The organism is Ruminococcus sp. AF17-12, assembly GCF_003479245.1.
GTDB lineage: Bacteria > Bacillota > Clostridia > Lachnospirales > Lachnospiraceae > Blautia_A > Blautia_A fusiformis.
The window spans coordinates 25,606-47,291 of record NZ_QUGY01000016.1; the positions used below are offsets into that span (position 1 = coordinate 25,606).

The following is a 21,686-nucleotide window of genomic DNA, read 5'->3' on the forward strand; positions in this document are numbered from 1 at the left end:
TGTTTTGGTTACTGAAGCGCTGCCTCAAGCTCTGTCTTTGATGTCAGTCCCACAAAACGTGCGGTCTCTTTTCCTTCTTTGAATACCAGCAGTGTGGGGATACTCATGATCTTGTACTGCTGTGCCAGTGATGGCTCTTTGTCTACGTCAACCTTGCCAACCTCATATCCGGCTTCTGCAAGCTCTTCCACGACCGGAGCCTGACGTCTGCATGGTCCGCACCAGGTTGCCCAAAAATCTACCAGTACCGGCTTTTCTGCATTTAATACCTCAGTTTCAAAATTGTCTGTTGTAAAAACTTTTGCCATGATAAAATTCCTCCTTGATCCTGTATTTGTTTTTTTTAATTTCAGCTTATGCCTCCGCTTTCAAAAGCTTCCGCACATACCGACAGGCGGAAAGTCCTGCCTGGGCACCGTCATGAACAGCTTTTGCCACCTGGAGAAGTCCACCGGTGCAATCACCTGCTGCATACAGCCCCGGAACTGTAGTCTCCATCTCTTCATTGACCCGGATATTTCCTTTTTCATTCAGTTCCGCTCCGATCTGGCGGGCCATCTCCGAGCTTCCGGCTGTACCAAGCGCTACAAAGACTCCCTCTGCCGGCACAAAAGAATCTTCTCCGGCACCTGCCTCCTGCATGGACACATCACTTTTCAGGCGGATGCCTGAAACACGTTCATCCCCTTCGATTGCCTGGATCTTCATGGTATTAACCGGAAGCGGATTTTCTCTTGAAAATTCCGGTTTCTTTCCATCTGTAAAGATCGTCACACGGGAAGCGGTATGAGAAAGTTCTTCTGCTTCATGAAGAGCAAAATCACTGCTTCCAAGCACTGCCACTTCTTTTCCTCTGTAAAAAAATGCGTCACATACTGCGCAGTAGCTGACACCTTTTCCCTCAAATTCCTTTACTCCCGGAATCCTGGCAGAAGCTCTCCTGCTTCCGGTTGCCAGGATCACACTGCGTGCCTCAAAATCTCCTGCGGTAGTTTTCACCTCAAAAGTATCAAAACCACCCATTCCCACAACCTGGGCATCCAGGATCCGTACTCCAAGTGCTCTTGCCTGGGCAAGACCTCTTTCAAAAAGCTCTCTGCCGGACAATGGCTGCTCCAGTCCGTAATAATTCTCGATCTTCTCTGCTTTTTCCAGTGAACCGATCCCTGTATTTATAATCAGCGGATTCATATTTCCCCTTGCCGCATAAAGTGCTGCCGAGATCCCGGCCGGACCTGCTCCTATGATAATGATATTCTCCATTTCAGACACCTGCTTTCTTCTTCATTTGGATCTGTTCTATAATATACGCTTCGCATTGGTCTGTTTCTGTGATCAGGTCACTTTTCCTTCACAGAAGTCATTATACCACATTCCCCAAAAATTACACCTTTTTTCAATAGCTTTTATTTGCGTCTGTTTCTCTTCTATGCTATTATTATAACGTCTTTAAACCAATTAAATGAACCAAGATGATACCCCTGCGGGATCATAAAAAGGAGCCTAATCTCTATGAGAAATTTTGAATATTTTACCCCTACCCGGGTTATTTTCGGGAAAGATACACACCTTAAGATCGGCACTGTTCTAAAAGAGCAGAACTGCAGCAAAGTACTGATCCATTATGGCAGCCACAGTGCAGTAAGCTCCGGTCTGATCGATGAGATCCGATCTTCTCTGGATGAAGCTGGTATCTCCTATGTCACTCTTGGCGGTGTGGTTCCCAATCCCCGTCTCTCTAAGGTACGTGAGGGTATTGAGCTTTGCCGCAAAGAACAGGTTGATTTTCTTTTGGCTGTTGGCGGTGGCAGCGTTATTGATTCCTGTAAGGCCATCGGCTATGGACTTGCCAATCCGGATACAGATGTATGGAACTTTTTTCTCCGCACCGAAACCCCAAAAGCCTGTCTTCCTGTAGGCGTTATCCTGACGATCGCAGCTTCCGGAAATGAAATGAGCGGATCCTGTGTGATCACCAATGAAGAGGGCTGGCTGAAACGGAGTAGTGCCCGCAACGATCTGTGCCGCCCACGTTTTGCTATTTTAAATCCCCGCCTCACCTATACCCTGCCGCAATATCAAACCGAAAGCGGCTGTGTGGATATCCTGATGCATACTATGGAACGGTACTTTGTAAATATCGAAACCATGGAGATCACTGACAGTATCAGCGAATCTCTGATGCAGACCGTGATCTATAACTCCCGGATCCTGATGAAGGAGGCGGATAATTATACTGCACGGGCAGAGATCATGTGGGCCGGCAGCCTTTCCCACAATGGACTTACCGGCTGCGGAACCGGCGGTGGTGACTGGGCCTGTCACCAGCTGGAGCATGAACTGGGCGGCACCTACGATGTGGCTCACGGAGCCGGTCTTGCCGCTTTGTGGGGAAGCTGGGCACGTTACGTTTATGATGCAAATCCGGAACGCTTTGCCCAGTTTGCAGTCAATATCTTTGACATTCCCTGCAGTACCGACTTCAACAAAACTGCTCTTGCCGGCATAGAAGCCATGGAAGATTATTTCCGTTCCATCCAGATGCCTACCAGCCTTCATGAGCTTGGTCTTGATCTTACAGAAAAAGAAATCCATGATCTGGCGTTTAAATGCAGCTTTGAAGACACCCGTACCATCGGTGTGTTCAAACAGCTGAACATGAAAGATATGGAAAAAATCTATCTTGCTGCCAGATAAATCTGTAGCCATAATATTGCAGATGTTTTTTTGAAAATCAGATTTTTCAGAAAAACATCTGTTTTTTTTATTTTTCCCTTGCATTCTCTACATAAATGTGTTAAAGTAACAAAGTACTCGAAAGAGACATGCCCAGATAGCTCAGTTGGTAGAGCAGAGGACTGAAAATCCTCGTGTCGCTGGTTCGATTCCGGCTCTGGGCATTATTTTTTTACTCTGATCGCAGAATAGCCTCTGCTGGTCAGAGTTTTTTTATACAAAAAAACTGCTGCAAATCCCTTATGGAATGGAATCTACAGCAGTCTTTTTCTGATCACTGAAGCAAATATACTTCTGTATAAAACACACCCTTCTGCTCTGCTTCGGAATGTGTTGCCACATATACGTCGATACAATTGGTCCGGATTGCTCCTCCACAGTCCTCTGCAACATAAACCTGGCCATTGATCACTACTTTGGAACCGTATGGGATCTGACTCGGATCCACTGCGATCGTACGGTTGGTAGTGGCCGTTACTCCTGTGGAAGTAATTCCATTCGCCCATGGTCCGCAGCAGATGCTGCACGGACAATAATGCGTGATCCGGAATGTTCCCAGTGGTTTCAGTGTCGCGTCAGAAGATACTGATACCGGCGTTCCGATCTGTACGCCAGCTGCGGTACTTCCGGAACCACCTGTGGAAGTTACACCATCCACTGCATCCGCAAAAATCCCCTCCCCTGAACTCTTGGTAAGGGATCCTGCTTTTGTGTTCTTTTCCTGCTCTGCCTTGGCCACTTCCGTAGCCTGATAACCTTCCAGACAGCTGGTCGGAATATATCCGACGTGATCTGAACCACTGTCATCTGTGTAAACGATCCTGCTCCAGATAGCATCAGCATCTACCGTACCTGTTCTTTTCAACTCATCATCCTGAAGGACCTCTCCTACAACCTCTCCGTCTTTCTTGCCGGGATAATCCAGGATATCACTGTCCTGTGCCGCTGTAACTGTATCCGTAAATTTATTTACGATCTCTGTATCACTGAGCACGCTGTCCGAAACATAACCGATGATCTTGTCCTCACCTTTCTTTTGGAAGGTCACCTTGCTCCAGCCATTGTCACAGACTGCAACTCTTTCAAGTTTCGTTCCCAGGATCACAGAACGCAGCTCTGTACCACTGTCTCCCGGATTGGACCGGATTTCCGTATTTTTCGCTGTAACATAAAGCGTATCACTCTTCGCCAAAACATTTACTGTATTTCCCGCCCCATCATCGATCTGAAACTGCTGAGGTGTTTTTTTCTCCTGTGTATATGTATCCAATGTTGCTTCATATCCCAATACCTCTGCAGATACTGATGCAGGGAAAAGCATAGAAGCACATAAAATAACTGCCAGAAGCTTTTTTCGCATGAAATCTTGCCTCCTTTTTTCCGGCATTCTACGGTTTGTCCCGACTATCATAGCATATCAGATCATATTTTGCAATTTCACAGGACAGTCTTCAGAAATTTTTAACAAAAAGATCATATTTTTTAACTGGTCAAATCTATCCGTAACGGATACAATACATATATGAATACAAAACACAAGAAACCAACCCTTACTAAAAAACAGCGCCACAGACTCCGTGTACAGCAGGTACGCAGGCAAAAGATCTTTCTGACATGTCTTTTTCTGCTGATCGTGGGCTGTATCCTTCTGCGTTTTCCCGGATTTTCCGGCAGGCAGGAGGAAACCCATCAGATCAATGCAGCCTGTGAAGCTTATCGCGATGAGGTTTCCAGCGAAGCAGCACAATATGATATGTCCGACTATGTAGACCTGCTCCTGGCTGTGATGATGCAGGAAAGCTCCGGACAGGGTACCGATCCCATGCAGTCCTCAGAAGGAGCCTACAATGCCAGATATCCTCAGCAGCCCAATGGTATCACAGATCCTTCTTACTCTATTTCCTGTGGCATCCAGGAACTGAAATATGCTCTGGATAAAGCCGGCTGTACCGGTCCGACTGATCTTTCCAAAATCCGTCTGGCTCTGCAGGCATATAATTTCGGAGCCGATTCCTATTTTGCTTATCTGGAGGAGAACGATCAGACTGTGTGGACGGCCCAAAGTGCCCAGGCCTTTGCCCAGATAGCAAGCGGCAACACACAACGTGATGAAGATGATCCCCTTCACGATCCTGCAGGTCCATGGGACTATGGTGACCAATACTATCCGGATCATGTTTTGCGCTATTACCACTTAGACAATAACTCATAAGCCACCGAAATATTCTCATATACAAGGTCTGTTTCAGATGTCTGGAATAAACTTTATATGTTGTATATAATTTCAAAAAAATTCCAAAAAACATTTGACAGAATATAAAATCTATGCTAATATATGTCTTGTCGCTGAGGGAAATGCTTGAGGCGATAAGGCATATGCGATAGTGGCGTAGTTGGTAACGCGCGACCTTGCCAAGGTCGAGACCGCGGGTTCGAGCCCCGTCTATCGCTCTTCAGAACTCTGTTTTTCAGAGTTCTTTTTTTTTGCTGATTTATACCTGCTTTCAATCATATGGATATTCACAGCCTGTTGAAAACTATCCTTCTTCAATCAAAAAGTCCCGAATCTGATTTCTTTTTTCCAGAAATTCAGATTCGGGACTTTATATTTTTTATCTTTTATTTCAGCCGCTTATCATGGTCATGATATATATCTTTTAGTGGTGGAAAAGGCGGATTCCTGTAAATGCCATCACCATTCCATACTTATTACATGTATCGATAACTGCGTCATCACGTACAGATCCACCCGGCTCTGCAATATATTTTACACCGCTCTTATATGCGCGCTCGATATTATCACTGAACGGGAAGAATGCATCGGATCCCAGTGTCACGCCGGTAAGACCATCCAGCCATGCTCTCTTCTCTTCTTTTGTGAACACTTCCGGCTTCTCTGTGAATGTCTTTTCCCATGCACCATCTGCAAGGACATCCATATATTCCTCACCAATGTAAACATCAATGGCATTATCTCTCTCCGCACGTGTGATCGTGTCTTTAAACGGAAGCTCCAGTACTTTCGGACACTGACGGAGATACCAGTTATCTGCTTTCTGGCCTGCAAGGCGTGTACAATGTACACGGGACTGCTGTCCTGCACCAACGCCGATAGCCTGTCCGTCCTTAACAAAGCATACAGAATTGGACTGTGTATATTTCAGGATGATCAGAGAAACCTTCATATCTCTCTTGGCTTCTTCCGTAAGCTCTTTATTCTCTGTTACAATATTGGAGATCAGCGTATCATCAATTGCCAGCTCCTGGCGGCCCTGCTCAAAAGTGACTCCAAATACCTGTTTGTGCTCCAAAGGTTCCGGAACATAGTTTTCATCGATCTGGATCACATTGTAATTGCCTTTTTTCTTCTGCTTCAGAATTTCAAGAGCCTCCTCTGTATATCCTGGTGCGATCACACCATCAGAAACCTCTCTCTTGATCAGCATTGCGGTATCTTTGTCGCAGACATCAGAAAGAGAAATAAAATCACCAAATGATGACATACGATCTGCACCTCTTGCTCTTGCATACGCACATGCAAGCGGGGAAAAATTCTTCCAGTCCATATCACCTACCCAGTAGATCTTTGCCAGTGTCTCATTCAGCGGAAGTCCGATGGAAGCACCTGCCGGAGATACATGCTTAAATGAAGTTGCTGCCGGAAGTCCGGTTGCTTTCTTAAGGTCACGTACCAGCTGCCAGCCATTAAAGGCATCCAGGAAGTTGATGTATCCCGGTCTTCCGGAGAGTACCTGGATCGGAAGCTCACTTCCATCTGCCATATAGATCTTTGATGGTTTCTGATTTGGGTTACATCCGTATTTTAACTGTAATTCTTTCATGAAAAAGCTCCTCCGTTCTCTGTGATATCCCTATTTTCTTATTTATTCTTGTTTACAATCCTGGATTCATAATTTCCTGTCTCAATGTCAATAAAACGAACAAAGAGAGAAACTTTATTATCCTGGTTCAGGCTCTTCCAGAGGAGATCCGCAAACTCATCAATATCGTTTGGGATCTCTACCAGCTTCGGCTCTCCCTCGAAACTTGGAAGTGGATTTCCATCGCATTTATAAGTATGGATAAAACGTCCCTGTCCTGCCGCCGCATTCTCATAGGCGAATGTATAACGAAGACAGGAATCCGGATTTCCGTTATTGCTCTTTAAAATAGACATCGCATAATTGAATTTACCGTTTTCAACATGAAGAACGCCTGAAATACGAGGTGTATAGTTCGGCGCATCCGGCTCAAACTCTCTGCTGCGGAGAGACTGTTCAAAGGTGAGCTGTCTGTCCATTCCCTCATAGATCGTATCTGTCTGATCACCGTTTGTTACGATGGTCTTATTTCCAAGGACACGTACCGGTGCATAAATGATCAGGCTCGGGTCTGTAAGCTTGGACGGATCAAAAGCCTGTGTACGGATTCCTTCCCCATCCTCAACAAAAATACGGTTTCTGCTGTTCTCGCTTCTTCCCATAATAAAATATGCAGTAACTGCATGTTTCCCGTCAGCGGAACGTCCGATCACAATTCCTCTTCCCGGATAGGAATTTTCTTTCAGTTCTTTTTCAAGTGAAAATGTCGTCATTTTTCACAGTCCTCCTTGTCTAATGTAAGGCCCGGGGCTTATCCCAGGATATGAACGGTAACAAAAAACCGCCTGGACACCCCTTATCAGGCTGCCCAGGCGGTCGGCTTCTCACTTCACTGCACTCCCTGTAGGTAATCCTACTTTCCGCCAGTCATGCAGCTTCTGCTGTTATACTACAATACTTCTTCTTAATTTTCAAGCCCCTATTTTCAGAAATTATTTTTCCAGACTTCTTGTTGCTCACAAAATAAACAGTAACACTTTATTTCCCCCGTAATGCATAATCTGTCTGGATCTGTGCTGCAATGTCTGATTTCATCTGGATCCATGCATCGGGATTTTCCACGTAATACTTCGGACAGTCTTTACCTGTGACATCATAATGACGGATCACCTGATCCGAAGTCAGTCCAAAGCGTGTACAAAGCCACGCTGTCAGCTTTACCGCTGAATCATAGGTTGCTGTATTAAACTGCCCTGTTTCATCCGGATGGCAGCATTCAATGGATATGGTATCTACATTTCTGGAATTTGTGGCATAGGATATTTCCGAAGTGGGAATACATTGTACCACTTCTCCCTCCAACCCTACCACAAAATGACTGCTGACTTTGTTGTCCTGCGTTGTCGCAAGATTTTCAAAATAATTCCGGTTGGATACGGCAGTAGATCCCGGATTGGCCGTATAATGAATGGCTATATAATTTACCTGTTCCATAGAAATCTGTGGTCTGGAATAGGAATTCGGTGTCAGAAGCTCCACATCAATAAAAGGTGCTCCTTCTGCCTGCCATTGTTCCGGTCCGCCATTTCCGCTGGCATTCCCGGATATCTCTTCCTGTCCGGACTGAGTTTCACTCTGTTCCATGCGCATCTCAAAAAATGCGTATCCTAACGCACACGCAGCAAAAGCAACGATCACAATGATACATATCAGCACAATCCTCTGCAGGATCTTGATCGGGTTCTTTTTTCTCAAAGACTTCTTTTTTCTTCTGGAAGACCCGGAGGAAGTTTTCTTTACGGAAACAGGCCGCCCGCTATGGGACGGCCTGGGTGACTTTTTACCGGTCTTACCTTTTTTTCCTTTATTATTCATCTACACTGTAGTTTGGAGCCTCTTTTGTGATGTGGATGTCATGTGGATGTGACTCTTTAAGAGATGCAGCTGAAATCTTGATGAATCTGCCTGTTGTCTTAAGCTTCTCAATATTCTCTGCTCCACAGTAACCCATACCGGATCTTAAACCACCGATCAGCTGGAATACGGTATCCTCAACATGTCCTTTATACGCAACACGACCCTCAACACCCTCCGGCACAAGCTTCTTTGCATTCTCCTGGAAATAACGATCCTTGCTGCCATTCTCCATAGCTGCGATAGATCCCATTCCACGATACACTTTATATTTTCTTCCCTGATAAAGTTCGAATGTTCCCGGGCTCTCATCGCATCCTGCGAACATGCTTCCCATCATGCAGACATTGGCACCTGCTGCGATGGCCTTGGTGATATCTCCGGAATATTTGATACCGCCGTCTGCAATGATCGGGATTCCGTAGCTGTTAGCCACTTCATAACAATCCATAACTGCAGTAACCTGCGGAACACCAATACCTGCAACAACACGTGTTGTACAGATAGATCCCGGTCCGATACCAACTTTAACTGCATCTACTCCAGCCTCGATCAGAGCCTTGGTAGCTTCGCCTGTTGCAACATTACCTGCGATTACCTGAAGCTCCGGATATGTTGCCTTGATTTCGCGGACTGCTTTTAAAATGTTTTCTGAATGACCATGTGCAGAATCAATTATGATCACATCTACATTAGCCTTCACAAGCGCATCAACACGTGCAAGCACATTTGCTGTGATGCCAACCGCAGCACCACAGAGAAGTCTTCCCTGTGCATCCTTGGCTGCAAGCGGATACTTGATCTGTTTCTCGATATCCTTGATGGTAATGAGTCCTTTTAAATTAAAGTCATCATCTACAATGGGTAATTTCTCCTTACGGGATTTCGCAAGGATCTTCTTGGCATCCTCAAGTGTGATTCCTTCCTTAGCTGTGATCAGTCCTTCTGAAGTCATGCACTCCTTGATCTTTCTGCTGAAATCTGTCTCAAATTTAAGATCACGGTTTGTGATAATACCTACCAGTTTTCTGCCTTCTGTGATCGGAACACCGGAAATACGGTATTTCGCCATCAGATCATTGGCATCCTTCAGTGTATGCTCTGCTGAAAGATAAAATGGATCGGTGATAACACCGTTCTCAGAACGTTTAACTTTGTCAACCTCTTCTGCCTGTGCCTCAATGGACATATTCTTGTGAATGATACCGATACCACCCTGTCTGGCCATAGCAATTGCCATTCTGTGCTCTGTAACTGTGTCCATTCCCGCACTCATCATGGGGATATTCAGCTTTACTTTCTTGGTTAAATACGTTGAAACATCAACCTGATTCGGAATTACTTTAGAATAAGCCGGAACCAGCAGGACATCATCAAACGTAATGCCTTCACCAATAATAGTACCCATTGCATTTCCTCCCTTTGTGTAAGATATTTTAAATTTGTGAACTAGTGTAACAAAAAACAAGATTCATGTCAATCCAAAAAAACTTTACTCGGTGCAGAATTTTTCATGGTATTGGCAAGTTCATCATCCAGCTCCAGGATCACCTTGCAGGTTTCTCCGCTGTCTCTTACGATCATGGCATAGCGCTTATGATCCTCAATACCTGAGGAAAAGTCTATGGTTTTCATCTTCTGATTTCCGTTGTAATAATCCATTCTGTGGGATTTCAGAGGTGCCACAAGATCAGCCTCCGCAAGCTGAAGTGATTTTACTCTTTTCCTCTTTGACTTGGACATGATCATATCAATATCCAGTTCCCCGTTAACAAACAGATATTCATATTCCAGGTCTGTTTTCGGAATTACAAAATAGCATGCAACACCAAGAGCGATAGCCGGAACCAGAAGAAGTGCATTCAGCACCAGACCTCCCAGAACCATGATCACGGTCAGTGCAATAAGACCGTATTTTATAGCAAGATCCTTCCCTGTCTGTTTCTTCTTTACCAGAAGTTCTGAATATAAGTCACTCATTTGCTTCTTCCTTTCGTAATTTACTGATTTCTTTTGATTATAACACAAAAAGAGAGCCGCGTCCATGACGCAGGCCCTCTCATTTTGTAAATTATTTACCTGCCTGCTTGAAATTACATCATTCCCATTCCCGGGTTTGGTGCCGGAGCAGGAGTATCCTCTTTGATCGTAGAAACTACAGCCTCTGTTGTAAGAAGTGTAGATGCAACACTTGTTGCGTTCTGAAGTGCACTTCTTGTAACCTTTGCAGGATCAAGGATTCCATTTTCAACCATGTTTACATATTTCTCATTCAGAGCATCAAAGCCTGTACCTACCTCAGACTCTCTTACCTTGTTGATGATAACAGCGCCTTCCAGTCCTGCGTTTGCAGCAATGTGGAACAACGGAGCCTCAAGGGCTTTCAGGATCACATAAGCACCTGTCTTCTCATCTCCCTCAAGTGTTGCTGCAAGTTTTGCAACCTCTTTGGAAGCATGGATGTAAGCAGATCCGCCGCCTGCGATGATACCTTCCTCAACAGCTGCTCTTGTTGCTGCAAGAGCATCCTCAAGACGAAGCTTTGCTTCCTTCATCTCTGTCTCAGTAGCAGCACCTACACGGATAACAGCTACGCCGCCTGCCAGTTTTGCAAGTCTTTCCTGAAGTTTTTCTTTATCAAACTCGGATTTTGTCTCCTCGATCTGCGCACGGATCTGAGCAACACGTTTTGCGATGGCATCTTTATCGCCAAGGCCGTCAACGATAACTGTATTCTCTTTTGCAACCTTAACGGATTTTGCACGTCCGAGCTGCTCCATTTTAGCTTCCTTCAGATCAAGACCGAGCTCGTCAGAGATCACCTGTCCGCCTGTCAGGATCGCGATATCCTGAAGCATCTCTTTTCTTCTATCACCATAGCCAGGTGCTTTAACAGCTACTACCTGGAAGGTTCCTCTCAGTTTGTTAACGATCAGGGTTGTGAGAGCCTCACCCTCAACATCTTCTGCAATGATGAGAAGCTTTGCACCAGCCTGAACAACCTGCTCAAGAAGCGGAAGGATCTCCTGGATGTTGCTGATCTTCTTATCTGTGATCAGAATATACGGATCATCAAGAGTTGCCTCCATCTTCTCCATATCTGTAGACATGTATGCGGAAATATATCCACGGTCAAACTGCATACCTTCAACAAGGTCAAGCTCTGTATGCATGGTCTTGGACTCCTCAACAGTGATAACACCATCCTTGGAAACCTTCTCCATAGCGTCTGCAACCAGCTGTCCAACCTGCTCATCACTTGCAGAGATTGCGGCTACATTAGCGATCTGAGCTTTTCCGTTGATTGCCTGGCTCATGTTCTTGATTGCTTCTACTGCAACATCTGTTGCTTTTTTCATTCCTTTTCTGAGGATGATCGGGTTCGCTCCTGCTGCCAGGTTCTTCATTCCCTCATGTACCATTGCCTGTGCAAGCACGGTTGCTGTTGTAGTACCATCACCAGCTACATCGTTTGTCTTGGATGCAACCTCTTTGATGATCTGAGCACCCATATTCTCGAATCCGTCCTCAAGCTCGATCTCTTTTGCAATGGAAACACCATCGTTTGTGATAAGCGGAGCACCGAAAGATTTGTCAAGTACTACATTTCTTCCTTTCGGTCCAAGTGTTACTCTTACTGTATCTGCAAGTTTATTTACACCAGCTTCAAGTGCTGCTCTTGCTTCTGCGCCGTATTTGATCTCTTTTGCCATGATAAAATGACCTCCTATTTATATTGATATACGATAAGATGTTTATATTATTTAATGATTGCCAGGATATCTTCCTGCTTTACAATAATATAATCAGTTCCATCCATCTTTACTTCTGTTCCTGCATATTTGGAATAGATAACAGTATTTCCGACTTCTACTTCCATTTTTATTTCTTTTCCGTTTACAACTCCGCCAGGTCCAACTGCAATGACCTCTGCCTGCTGTGGTTTCTCCTGTGCCTGTCCCGGAAGCACGATTCCGGATGCTGTTGTCTCTTCTGCTTCAACCTGTTTTAATACTACTCTGTCGCCTAAAGGTACTAACTTCATGATCTATGTTCCTCCTTTATAAGTTCCATCTTCGTCTGCTAGCACTCACTTTATACGAGTGCTAATCACTATGGCTATATTAGTGAATTTCACATATTTTCGCAACCCTTTTAAGATATGGTTTTTCTATATTATTCTGATTTTATCTCTTTTATACTCTTGTTTTCTCTCGTTTTCTTAATTTCATTATTTATTTTGATTTTATGAAACAGACAAAAAAGAGACTCCCACGATAGCGGGAAGTCTCTTTTGTCACGTTCTTTATCTTATATCAAGCATCTGACAGTGCTGATCACATTATGCCTTCTTGCTTCTCTGTGCTTTTATCTCCTCAAGCTCATCAAAGATCACTTCATTAAGAACTTTAATGTAAGTTCCCTTCATACCGGATGAACGGGATTCGATCACACCTGCACTCTCGAATTTACGCAGTGCATTTACGATCACGGATCTGGTGATACCTACACGGTCAGCGATCTTGCTGGCAACCAGGATACCCTCATCCCCATCCAGCTCATCAAAAATATGGATGATCGCCTCAAGTTCTGAGAAGGACAGTGTACTGAATGCCGATTTAACGATCTGCTGTTTTCTGTCTTCTTCTGCGTTCTCGTCATGAACCGCACGCATCATTTCCAGGCCAACAACTGTTGTACCATACTCGCTGACGATAATATCCTCAATATCATAGGGATGATCATTGCGGTACATGAATAACGTTCCCAGTCTCTCACCTGCAATATCGATCGGATTCACGATTCCCTGATAATTTCCGGGTACATGCTCAAAGCCAAGTGTCTGGAGATTGACATTCTCCTTTGTGGAAAGAACACCAAGAAATCTCTCATTCAATAACGGGTCGATATGTCCGCCGATCTTGTCATCGATCAGCTCTGTGATCTCATCCACACCCGGGCAGATACTGACTCCCAGAACCTTACCTTTCTTACTGAGTACCAGGATATTGGAACTTAAGGTTTCCATGAGCACCTGGCAAATGTCGTTAAACACTACCTTGCTTGAGCTGCTGTTATGCAGAAGCTTATTGATTTTTCTAGTTTTATCTAGCAACTGAACGCTCATTTTTCCTCCTTTCACTTTCGTACCTTGAAAGAAATCGTTTTTCTAGTCTAATATTACACGTTATTCTGGAAATTTACAAGACATTTTTATATTTTTTTTATTTTTAACGGGATTTTCTGAAAATTAATAGAAAAGCATTTATTCAATCAATCTTCATCTTTTGGTTTTTGTTCCACATATCCGCAGGTTTCCTGGCTGCAAACCAGCTTATTTCCCTTTTCGAGCATATAATTACCACATTTCGGACATTTCTTTGCAGAAGGTTTCTGCCAGGACATAAAATCACATTCCGGATTATTCTCACATCCGTAATATTTTCTGCCTTTTTTCGTTTTTTTCATGACAATTTCGCCGCCGCACTTCGGACATGCAACACCGATCTTCTCATAATATGGTTTTGTATTACGGCAGTCCGGAAATCCGGGGCATGCAAGAAATCTTCCATGAGGACCGTACTTGATCACCATGTTGCGGCCACAGTTGTCGCAGATCACATCCGTAACCTCATCCTGTATATCAACTTTCTCAAGCTCTTTCTCAGCCTCATCCACATCATGCTTCAGATCCGGATAGAAGTTACGTACAACCGTTTTCCACTGTACGGTACCTGCTTCCACGCAGTCCAAAAGCCCCTCCATAGTTGCTGTAAAGTTTACATCCACAATACTTGGAAAAGCCTGTTTCATAATATTATTAACAACCTCTCCAAGCTCTGTGACGTAAAGATTTTTCTGTTCCTTGGATACATAGCGTCTGCTGATGATCGTTGTGATGGTCGGCGCATACGTACTTGGACGTCCGATTCCAAGCTCTTCCATAGTCTTTACAAGTGAAGCCTCTGTGTAATGTGCCGGCGGCTGTGTAAAATGCTGCTCCGGCTTCAGTTCTTTCAGCTTCAGCTCCATACCCTTTTCCAGACTTTGACTTAAAACATTGCCCTTTTTGTCATCGCCCTCTTCTGTGTACACAGACATAAAGCCATCAAAGGCAACCTTGGATGCTGCAACCGTGAACACATACTCACCTGCTCCGATCTTGACAGACGTGGTCTCATAACGTGCCGGTGCCATTCTGCTCGCCGCAAAACGTCTCCAGATCAGCTGATATAAACGGAACTGATCCCTGGTCAGGGATTCCTTCACCAGAACTGGTGTCCTCGCAATATCTGTAGGACGAATCGCCTCATGAGCATCCTGTATCTTCTGTCCGTTTTTGATCGCCTTCTCTGTCTGAGAAACATAATCCAAACCATACTGCTCAGAAATATAAGTTCTTGCTGCTGCATCTGCTTCCTCTGAAATTCGAGTAGAATCTGTACGCAGATAGGAGATCAGACCTACCGTACCACTGCCTTTTACATCCACACCTTCATATAACTGCTGTGCCAGGCGCATAGTCTTCTGCGTAGAAAAATTCAGTGTCTTGGCAGCTTCCTGCTGCAGAGTACTTGTGGTAAACGGAAGGGGAGCGTTTTTGATCCTCTCACCTTTTTTTACTTCTGTGATCTCATATTTACAGTCTTCCAGACTTTTCAGGATCTCATCCATTTCCTGCCGGTTTCTGATCGGAAGTTTTTTATCTGTTCCATAGAACTTGGCTGTCAACGGTTTCTTCTCACCCTTTACCTGAAATTCACCCTCCAGGCTCCAATATTCTTCAGGAATGAATGCATTGATCTCATCTTCTCTGTCACAGATGATACGCAGTGCCACAGACTGTACACGGCCTGCACTTAAACCTCTTTTTACCTTGGCCCAGAGCAGCGGACTGATGGTATAACCTACCATACGATCCAGCATACGCCTTGCCTGCTGTGCATCTACCAGATTCATGTCCAGTTCCCTGGCCTGCTTGATGGACGCCTTAACTGCTGTTTTTGTTACTTCATTAAATGTGATCCTGTGCATCTTTGCAGTATCTGTCTTCAAAGCCTGCATCAGATGCCAGGAAATTGCTTCTCCCTCACGGTCAGGGTCAGTTGCAAGATAGATCTTATCTGCTTTTTTTGCTTCTTTACGAAGTTTTGCAAGAAGCTCACCTTTTCCTCGTATTGTGATATACTTCGGTTCAAAATCATTGTCCACGTCAATACCAAACTGGCTCTTGGGAAAATCCCTCACATGACCGTTGGACGCTTCTACTGTATAATTTGCCCCCAGAAATTTCTTTACTGTCTTCATTTTAGCAGGTGACTCTACTATCACCAGATTTTTGGCCATTTTACCTCTCCTAATCTCATTCTGCCTTCCTGTCCGGCTTAAAAACTCCTGCTAAATCTCCGGGCAAAAAAGCATTTATTCAAGTCTGATATAATACTGTCTCCCGGTTTCCTTCACAAGCCCCATCAAAATAAGCTGTCCCAGGATCCCGGCTGTTTTTCCCGGTGAAAAACCGGTTTTTCTGATAATATGATCCAGATTTTTTGGTCGTAAATCGAGACAACTATACACCAAATCCAAATCCGTTGCAAGTCCCAACTTGCTTTTTTCAGACAAATTTGTCTTTTTTTTCACAGATAATCCCCACTCATCCAGAAGTATTTCCGGAGAGTATGCAATTCCTGCTCCGTCGTAGATCAGCTTGTGACAGCCTCTGCTCAGCGCATCATTTACCGCTCCCGGAATGGCGTATACCATCTTCCCCTGTTCCAGTGCACAGGCAGCTGTGATCAGTGATCCGCTCTTTTCCTTTGCTTCCACCACAAGCACCAGATCTGCCAGTCCGCTGATGATCCGGTTCCTTGCCGGAAAATAATATGCCCTGCCTTTGGTACCTGGTTCATATTCGCTGATGATCCCTCCGTTTTTTTCGGGGATCCTCCGGTAAATACCTCTGCTGGATGAAGGATAACAGATGTCCACACCATTTCCCAGCACGGCAAAGGTCGGGGTACCACCTTCCAGGGCACCCTTGTGGCCCTCAGCATCAATGCCGGCCGCCATACCGCTGATCACCTGCACCCCATGTTCGCTTAAGAATTTTCCGTAATTAAAGGCCTGTATCCGTCCGTAAGGACTGCACAGCCTTGCTCCCACGATCGCCGCTGTAGGTTTGGCATCATCCGGAAAGCTTCCAATGTAATATAATTGTTTTGGCATACCGGGAAGTTCCTTAAGTCTTGCCGGATAAACACTACTGTCCTTCCGGGCACACCGGATCCTTGTTTGCTGTATTTCTTCCATATAAAATACCTTCCTTTTTTCTGTTTTATGACCAGTATTTCTTATCATATGCCCGGTAAGCCAACGCCTCGCAGATATGTTCTTCCTTTATCTTTTCGGAAGATTCCATATCCGCGATGGTCCTAGCTGTTTTCAGGATCTTATGATATGCTCTGGTACTGAATTGAAACTGCTCATATGCCTGCTCCAGAAGTTTGTCTGCCCCTCCCGTCATTACACAGTATTTTTCCAGTTTTCTTCCGTCAAGCTCCCCATTGAAGCAAAATTTTTCCTTTTTGTAACGTTCTCTCTGGATCTCCTGTACTGCTTCCACCCTCTTTCTTATTTGCGCAGAGGATTCCCCTGCAATTTTCTTTTTCATTTTTGAAAAACTCACTGCCGGAACTTCTGTACAGATATCAATACGCTCCAGGAGAGGCTGGCTGATCTTTCCAAGATAATGCGTGATTTCCCCTGATGTACAGCGACATCTGTTCATATCCGGATAAAATCCGCAGGGACAGGGATTCATCGCTGCCGCCAGCATAAAACTGGCCGGAAAAATATAAGTTCCGGCAGCTCTGGACAGATGGATCTCCTTATCTTCCAGCGGCTGACGCAGGATCTCCAGGCTTTTTCTGGAAAATTCCGGCATCTCATCCAGAAAAAGAACACCTCTGTGTGCAAGAGTGATCTCCCCCGGCCCCGGTATCCTGCCGCCACCTGCCAAAGCCTGAGGGGAACTGGTATGATGCGGACTTCGAAAAGGCCTCTGCCGGATCAGCGGATCTTTTTCCGTGAGAAGTCCTGCCACACTGTATACCTTGGTGATCTCCAGGCTTTCCTCAAATGTCATCTCCGGCATAATGGTAGGCAGACGTCTTGCCAGCATGGTCTTTCCGGATCCTGGCGGTCCGATAAAAAGAATATTATGAAAACCGCTTACTGCGATCTCTGCTGCCCGCCGGGCTCCTTCCTGCCCGCAGATGTCCGCAAAATCAACCTTTGGTTTTTCCGGTTTATTTTCTGTTTTTTCTTTTTCCTGATACGCAGCTGTATAAGTGTTTGGGTCTCTCAGACATCGGATCATGTCATTCAGACTTTTTACTCCAAACACCGGCATATCCTTCACCAGATTCCCCTCCCGGATATTTTCCTCCGGAATAACACAAAAGCGTAAGCCCAGCTCTCTTGCGCGGATCACCCGAGGCAAAACTCCGGCAACCCCATGGATCTCTCCATTCAGACTGATCTCTCCTACGATCATAACTCCTTCCAGAAGATCCGGTTCCAGAATTCCGGCAGCCGCAAGTACTGCAGCTGCCACAGGCAGATCAAAACCGGCTCCTTCCTTTTTCATATCGGCAGGTGCAAAATTTACAGTTACTTTTTTTGGTGGCAGACAAAGCCGGTTGTTCTTAAATGCAGTCCGGACTCTTTCCTGGGCCTCTCTCACCTGGGCAGAGGGAAATCCTACCATAGCAAAAGAGGGCAGACCATCACTGACATCTGCCTCAACCTGGATCTCACGTACTTCCATTCCGTAGATCGCTGCTGATAAAACACTCGCAAACAAATACATTCCTTTCTGCGAAAAAAACGGATCCCGATCTTCCATCTTTTCGTCTTTTCAGGTCAGGCGGATATTTGAAATCCGCATTGGTTAAAAACAAGGGAATTTTCAGATAGACATTTTCTGAATTTTAGAAGATAATAAATTTAGTATAGTCCATTTTGCTCTCTTTTGCAAGGGTGCATTTCGTTCTGTTTTATACTTTCAATAGAAAGAAGAGGTGAGCACAATGAAATTTCAGCGTATTCAGGATTTACGTACAGACGCGGATCTGTCCCAGAGAGAATTAAGTGAGATTCTTCATATCAGTCAGCGTTCTTATTCCCATTATGAAACGGGATCCCGTAATATTCCTATCGAAATGCTTATCCGGCTGGCAAATTATTACGACACCAGCATCGATTATCTCGTCGGCCGCACAGACCGCAAAAAAATGATCAAATAAAGAGATCCCCGGAAATGTGGAACAGTTTCGGGAATTCCTGTATCGGGATTCCCTGATTGCCAAAATCCGGGGATTCTTTATTTTACCGTGTTTTATTTTTTTGATCATTCCGTATAATAGGTTTCTTCTTCTCCGTAGGGAATCTCATATTCTTCTGTATTTTCATCAGAAGAATCTTCACTGCTTTCGCTGTAGGATTCCTGTTCATAGGAACTTTCGTTGCTTTCATTATAGGAAGCATCTTCTTCGGAATTTTCGGATACTTCCAGGGATGGCTCCTGCCGGGTCATAATAGACTCTGTTTTCGGATAGGTCAGAGATCCCTCTCCCCGTTCATATGTTTTTACCTTCACATAAAGCTCACCACTTTTATCGAAAACAAACTCTCCTTTTGCCTTATTCCCTTCGGAATCCTTAAAACGGAACTGTGTGGCATTTCCTGCTACCTCTGCAGTCACATCTGCTTCTGCGGTCATGGAAGGATCTTTTCCATTCACTCTCTTATAGGTAAAGGAAACAGATTTCAGACTGATATCATAAATATCGATCGTTGTCAGCCCGTCTTCGCTGTACCAGATCCCTTGATAATTTTCCGGTTCAAATGCCGGAAGGATTGTCGGGACCGGTGTCAATGACGGTGTCGGTGTCGCTGTCGGAACCGGTGTTGCTGTTGCTGCCGGAGTTGCTGTCACCTCCGGAATACTGTCCAATGCAGCCAATGCGGCCTCTCTTCGTTGTTCTTTTTCCACCTTATCCCTGTGGGAAACATACAGCATCCCTCCCAGTCCTGCCAGAATAAACAGAATGATCAACAGGATCAGAACTGCTCTCAGCCGTTTTTTTCTTCTTTTGTTTTTTCTCATCTGCATTACCTCTGTTTACTATAGCATACAGGAAACCCTTCTTGTATTTCTCAATTCTGCTTATTTTTTCTCTTTGATGATACCTTTTCTGTAAGCTTCCAGAAGCTGGATCAGCTCACTGATCCTTTCCTTCAGAGCAGTTCCGGTATCGGTATCACCGACCAGAGTACGTTTGTTATTGTAGTGAACTGCCACCCTGTTGGAAACAATATCCTGCTCCTTGGCTACCGCTTCTTCCGCAGAAGTAAAAGGCTCATGAGCAGACAGGATCAGCCCGTAGGAATTATAAACCAGTGTATAACCGGCAATCCCCGTAACCTTCTGATATGGTCTGGAAAAACCGCCGTCGATCACAAGAACTTTGCCATTGCATTTTACAGGACTCTCTCCCTCACTCTGGTGAACCGGCACATGCCCGTTGATGATGTGACCTTTTTCCGGATCCAGTTCAAATTCACGGAGCAGATCATCTACAACATTCTCATTTTCCAGAAGATGATAGTAGGCATTTTTAGCTTCTTTATGTGTTTCCTTATCTTTAATAAAATAACGTTCAAAGGTGGTCATCTTGTCTTTTCCGAACAGCGGTGAATTCGGAGCTGCCCAGATATACCACATAATATCCCTGCCTTTACGCTTTTCATCCTCATTTACAGAGAAAAACGCCCGGCGCACATAAGTCTCAAGAACATCATACAATTCTTTTCCTTTGTAGGTTTTTCCATAAATCTGGACTTCTTTCAGACTTCCATCCTCATTAAGCGGAATACTTCCATGGAACAGAAGATTTCCATTATAAGTTTTATAAAGGCCTCCCTTGTCCAGAAGAAGCCGGACATGATTCTGCAGTTTCTCGCAGTTTCGGAACGCGGAATCCAAGCGTTCCATTACATCCTTTTCCTCTGTGGTAAGTTCATATGGCTTTTTCCAGTCAATAGTAGGAAAATATGTATCGGTCAGCGGATATTCTTTTCCGTCCGGAAGTGTGATCATTCCCTTTTTCGGATCGATCCTATGAAGCAAACAACGATTTTCCATATGGAATTCTTTGTGCCGGCGGATCAGCTGACCCTCCAACTTAAACTGGATAATGGCAATAGCCTTGTGCATTTTCCGTCCAAGCTCTTCTTCCAGAATACTATAGTTATTGGCATCTCCCTTCATCTCAAAAGCAGTACATGGATCATCCTTATAAGCCTCCATTGCAAAGGTTGCCAGAGGCATGAGATTGATCCCATATCCATCCTCAAGAATATCCATATTTCGGTAACGGATGCTGTTCCGGATCACCGTTGCAATGCAGGCTTTCTGTCCTGTAGCAGCTCCCATCCAGACCACATCATGATTTCCCCACTGGATATCCAGCGAATGATATTTCATCAAACGATCCATGATGAAATGCGGGCCCGGACCTCTGTCATAAATATCTCCCAGCACATGAAGATGATCCACAACAAGACGCTGGATCAGTTCTGCCAGGGCAATGATAAAATTCTCTGCCCGGCCGATCTCAATGATCGTATTGACGATGGCATCGTAATATGCTTCTTTGTCCAGAACTTCCGCTTTCTCTGTGATCAGCTCCTCGATCACATATGCATAGTCTGCAGGAAGTGCCTTACGGACCTTGGAACGGGTATATTTGGATGCCGTTGTCTTGCATACTTCGATCAGACGATAAAGTGTGATCTTGTACCAGTTCTCCATGTCTTCTTCCTGTTTTTTTACAACCTCCATCTTTTCCTTCGGATAATAGATCAGTGTGGCAAGAGAACGTTTGTCGCTGTTGCTTAAGGTATGTCCGAATACATCATCGATCTTTTTTCGTACAGCCCCTGATCCATTCCGAAGAACATGGGAAAACGCATCGTATTCTCCATGAATGTCCGACATGAAATGCTCGGTACCTTTCGGAAGGTTTAATATAGACTGCAGATTGATGATCTCGGTTGAAGCCTTTGCTATAGTAGGATATAGCTCCGCAAGTCGCTGCAGGTATCTTAATTCTTCTTTTTTCATAGTATCTGGTATCCTCCTGGGAGTTC

The 21,686-nt window shown here is 44.7% G+C and carries 19 protein-coding genes, 2 tRNA genes and 1 riboswitch; of the genes, 5 read left to right on the top strand and 16 right to left on the bottom strand.

Annotated features, from left to right (window positions below):
• Nucleotides 1-8: 8 nt before the first annotated feature.
• A complete protein-coding gene (trxA, locus tag DWW77_RS15125) occupies nt 9-311 on the bottom strand; it encodes a thioredoxin (protein ID WP_334304374.1) in 303 nt (100 codons plus the stop codon).
• Nucleotides 312-354: 43 nt separating this feature from the next.
• On the bottom strand, nt 355-1,263 hold the full coding sequence (locus DWW77_RS15130) for an NAD(P)/FAD-dependent oxidoreductase (RefSeq protein ID WP_118609031.1): 909 nt from the start codon (nt 1,261-1,263) through the stop codon (nt 355-357).
• A gap of 249 nt (nt 1,264-1,512) precedes the next feature.
• On the opposite strand from DWW77_RS15130, the gene DWW77_RS15135 reads away from it, so the two are divergent.
• Both DWW77_RS15135 and DWW77_RS15140 read left to right on the top strand, forming a co-directional pair.
• Entirely contained in the window at nt 1,513-2,697 is a 1,185-nt protein-coding gene (locus tag DWW77_RS15135) for an iron-containing alcohol dehydrogenase (protein WP_118609032.1), read from the top strand.
• A gap of 130 nt (nt 2,698-2,827) precedes the next feature.
• Nucleotides 2,828-2,900: transfer RNA gene (locus tag DWW77_RS15140), tRNA-Phe, on the top strand.
• Between the two features lie 110 nt (nt 2,901-3,010).
• Here DWW77_RS15140 and DWW77_RS15145 read toward each other — a convergent pair.
• Entirely contained in the window at nt 3,011-4,096 is a 1,086-nt protein-coding gene (locus DWW77_RS15145) for a 3D domain-containing protein (RefSeq protein WP_118609033.1), read from the bottom strand.
• Between the two features lie 162 nt (nt 4,097-4,258).
• Between DWW77_RS15145 and DWW77_RS15150 the strand changes: the two genes are divergently transcribed.
• Both DWW77_RS15150 and DWW77_RS15155 read left to right on the top strand, forming a co-directional pair.
• Nucleotides 4,259-4,948: a lysozyme family protein gene (locus DWW77_RS15150; protein WP_118609034.1), complete on the top strand. Its 690-nt coding sequence runs from the start codon at nt 4,259-4,261 to the stop codon at nt 4,946-4,948.
• Nucleotides 4,949-5,114: 166 nt separating this feature from the next.
• Nucleotides 5,115-5,187, top strand: a tRNA-Gly gene (locus DWW77_RS15155).
• 206 nt (nt 5,188-5,393) lie between these two features.
• Here the strand turns inward: DWW77_RS15155 and DWW77_RS15160 are convergent.
• The 11 genes from DWW77_RS15160 to DWW77_RS15210 all read right to left on the bottom strand — a co-directional run bounded on the left by DWW77_RS15160 (nt 5,394) and on the right by DWW77_RS15210 (nt 18,342).
• On the bottom strand, nt 5,394-6,578 hold the full coding sequence (locus DWW77_RS15160) for a phosphoribosylaminoimidazolecarboxamide formyltransferase (RefSeq protein ID WP_118609035.1): 1,185 nt from the start codon (nt 6,576-6,578) through the stop codon (nt 5,394-5,396).
• A 38-nt stretch (nt 6,579-6,616) separates the two neighbouring features.
• Nucleotides 6,617-7,330, bottom strand: a complete 714-nt coding sequence (locus tag DWW77_RS15165) for an IMP cyclohydrolase (RefSeq protein WP_118609036.1) — start codon at nt 7,328-7,330, stop codon at nt 6,617-6,619.
• 86 nt (nt 7,331-7,416) lie between these two features.
• Nucleotides 7,417-7,498, bottom strand: a riboswitch (ZMP/ZTP riboswitch).
• Nucleotides 7,499-7,595: 97 nt separating this feature from the next.
• The gene (locus tag DWW77_RS15170) at nt 7,596-8,312 is read right to left on the bottom strand and encodes a peptidoglycan recognition protein family protein (RefSeq protein WP_286188026.1); all 717 of its coding nucleotides are present in this window, start codon (nt 8,310-8,312) and stop codon (nt 7,596-7,598) included.
• A gap of 112 nt (nt 8,313-8,424) precedes the next feature.
• Nucleotides 8,425-9,879, bottom strand: coding sequence for an IMP dehydrogenase (gene guaB, locus DWW77_RS15175; RefSeq protein ID WP_118609037.1), 1,455 nt, complete (start codon nt 9,877-9,879; stop codon nt 8,425-8,427).
• A 68-nt stretch (nt 9,880-9,947) separates the two neighbouring features.
• Complete coding sequence (locus DWW77_RS15180) at nt 9,948-10,451, bottom strand: DUF6106 family protein (protein ID WP_015524353.1); 504 nt, start codon at nt 10,449-10,451, stop codon at nt 9,948-9,950.
• A 113-nt stretch (nt 10,452-10,564) separates the two neighbouring features.
• Nucleotides 10,565-12,184, bottom strand: a complete 1,620-nt coding sequence (gene groL, locus DWW77_RS15185; RefSeq protein ID WP_022426640.1) for a chaperonin GroEL — start codon at nt 12,182-12,184, stop codon at nt 10,565-10,567.
• 47 nt (nt 12,185-12,231) lie between these two features.
• On the bottom strand, nt 12,232-12,516 hold the full coding sequence (gene groES, locus DWW77_RS15190) for a co-chaperone GroES (protein WP_118609038.1): 285 nt from the start codon (nt 12,514-12,516) through the stop codon (nt 12,232-12,234).
• 297 nt (nt 12,517-12,813) lie between these two features.
• Nucleotides 12,814-13,599, bottom strand: a complete 786-nt coding sequence (codY, locus tag DWW77_RS15195; protein ID WP_015524350.1) for a GTP-sensing pleiotropic transcriptional regulator CodY — start codon at nt 13,597-13,599, stop codon at nt 12,814-12,816.
• 146 nt (nt 13,600-13,745) lie between these two features.
• The gene (gene topA, locus DWW77_RS15200) at nt 13,746-15,818 is read right to left on the bottom strand and encodes a type I DNA topoisomerase (RefSeq protein WP_021651815.1); all 2,073 of its coding nucleotides are present in this window, start codon (nt 15,816-15,818) and stop codon (nt 13,746-13,748) included.
• Nucleotides 15,819-15,893: 75 nt separating this feature from the next.
• The gene (dprA, locus tag DWW77_RS15205) at nt 15,894-16,781 is read right to left on the bottom strand and encodes a DNA-processing protein DprA (RefSeq protein WP_110103465.1); all 888 of its coding nucleotides are present in this window, start codon (nt 16,779-16,781) and stop codon (nt 15,894-15,896) included.
• 25 nt (nt 16,782-16,806) lie between these two features.
• Nucleotides 16,807-18,342 (bottom strand): YifB family Mg chelatase-like AAA ATPase, encoded by a 1,536-nt coding sequence (locus tag DWW77_RS15210; protein ID WP_227752194.1) that lies wholly within the window; start codon nt 18,340-18,342, stop codon nt 16,807-16,809.
• Between the two features lie 220 nt (nt 18,343-18,562).
• On the opposite strand from DWW77_RS15210, the gene DWW77_RS15215 reads away from it, so the two are divergent.
• On the top strand, nt 18,563-18,778 hold the full coding sequence (locus tag DWW77_RS15215; protein WP_015524345.1) for a helix-turn-helix domain-containing protein: 216 nt from the start codon (nt 18,563-18,565) through the stop codon (nt 18,776-18,778).
• 104 nt (nt 18,779-18,882) lie between these two features.
• Here DWW77_RS15215 and DWW77_RS15220 read toward each other — a convergent pair whose 3' ends face one another.
• Together DWW77_RS15220 and DWW77_RS15225 are read right to left on the bottom strand one after the other, a co-directional pair.
• Nucleotides 18,883-19,641, bottom strand: a complete 759-nt coding sequence (locus DWW77_RS15220; protein WP_118609039.1) for a hypothetical protein — start codon at nt 19,639-19,641, stop codon at nt 18,883-18,885.
• Nucleotides 19,642-19,701: 60 nt separating this feature from the next.
• The gene (locus tag DWW77_RS15225) at nt 19,702-21,660 is read right to left on the bottom strand and encodes a fructose-1,6-bisphosphatase (RefSeq protein WP_118609040.1); all 1,959 of its coding nucleotides are present in this window, start codon (nt 21,658-21,660) and stop codon (nt 19,702-19,704) included.
• Nucleotides 21,661-21,686: the final 26 nt, after the last annotated feature.

Coding starts and splice junctions, on each gene's coding strand:
- DWW77_RS15130 (WP_118609031.1), bottom strand. CDS start 1,263: ATGGAGAATATCATTATCATAGGAGCAGGTCCGGCCGGGATCTCGGCA.
- DWW77_RS15135 (WP_118609032.1), top strand. CDS start 1,513: ATGAGAAATTTTGAATATTTTACCCCTACCCGGGTTATTTTCGGGAAA.
- DWW77_RS15145 (WP_118609033.1), bottom strand. CDS start 4,096: ATGCGAAAAAAGCTTCTGGCAGTTATTTTATGTGCTTCTATGCTTTTC.
- DWW77_RS15150 (WP_118609034.1), top strand. CDS start 4,259: ATGAATACAAAACACAAGAAACCAACCCTTACTAAAAAACAGCGCCAC.
- DWW77_RS15160 (WP_118609035.1), bottom strand. CDS start 6,578: ATGAAAGAATTACAGTTAAAATACGGATGTAACCCAAATCAGAAACCA.
- DWW77_RS15165 (WP_118609036.1), bottom strand. CDS start 7,330: ATGACGACATTTTCACTTGAAAAAGAACTGAAAGAAAATTCCTATCCG.
- guaB (WP_118609037.1), bottom strand. CDS start 9,879: ATGGGTACTATTATTGGTGAAGGCATTACGTTTGATGATGTCCTGCTG.
- DWW77_RS15180 (WP_015524353.1), bottom strand. CDS start 10,451: ATGAGTGACTTATATTCAGAACTTCTGGTAAAGAAGAAACAGACAGGG.
- groL (WP_022426640.1), bottom strand. CDS start 12,184: ATGGCAAAAGAGATCAAATACGGCGCAGAAGCAAGAGCAGCACTTGAA.
- groES (WP_118609038.1), bottom strand. CDS start 12,516: ATGAAGTTAGTACCTTTAGGCGACAGAGTAGTATTAAAACAGGTTGAA.
- codY (WP_015524350.1), bottom strand. CDS start 13,599: ATGAGCGTTCAGTTGCTAGATAAAACTAGAAAAATCAATAAGCTTCTG.
- topA (WP_021651815.1), bottom strand. CDS start 15,818: ATGGCCAAAAATCTGGTGATAGTAGAGTCACCTGCTAAAATGAAGACA.
- dprA (WP_110103465.1), bottom strand. CDS start 16,781: ATGGAAGAAATACAGCAAACAAGGATCCGGTGTGCCCGGAAGGACAGT.
- DWW77_RS15210 (WP_227752194.1), bottom strand. CDS start 18,342: ATGTATTTGTTTGCGAGTGTTTTATCAGCAGCGATCTACGGAATGGAA.
- DWW77_RS15215 (WP_015524345.1), top strand. CDS start 18,563: ATGAAATTTCAGCGTATTCAGGATTTACGTACAGACGCGGATCTGTCC.
- DWW77_RS15220 (WP_118609039.1), bottom strand. CDS start 19,641: ATGAGAAAAAACAAAAGAAGAAAAAAACGGCTGAGAGCAGTTCTGATC.
- DWW77_RS15225 (WP_118609040.1), bottom strand. CDS start 21,660: ATGAAAAAAGAAGAATTAAGATACCTGCAGCGACTTGCGGAGCTATAT.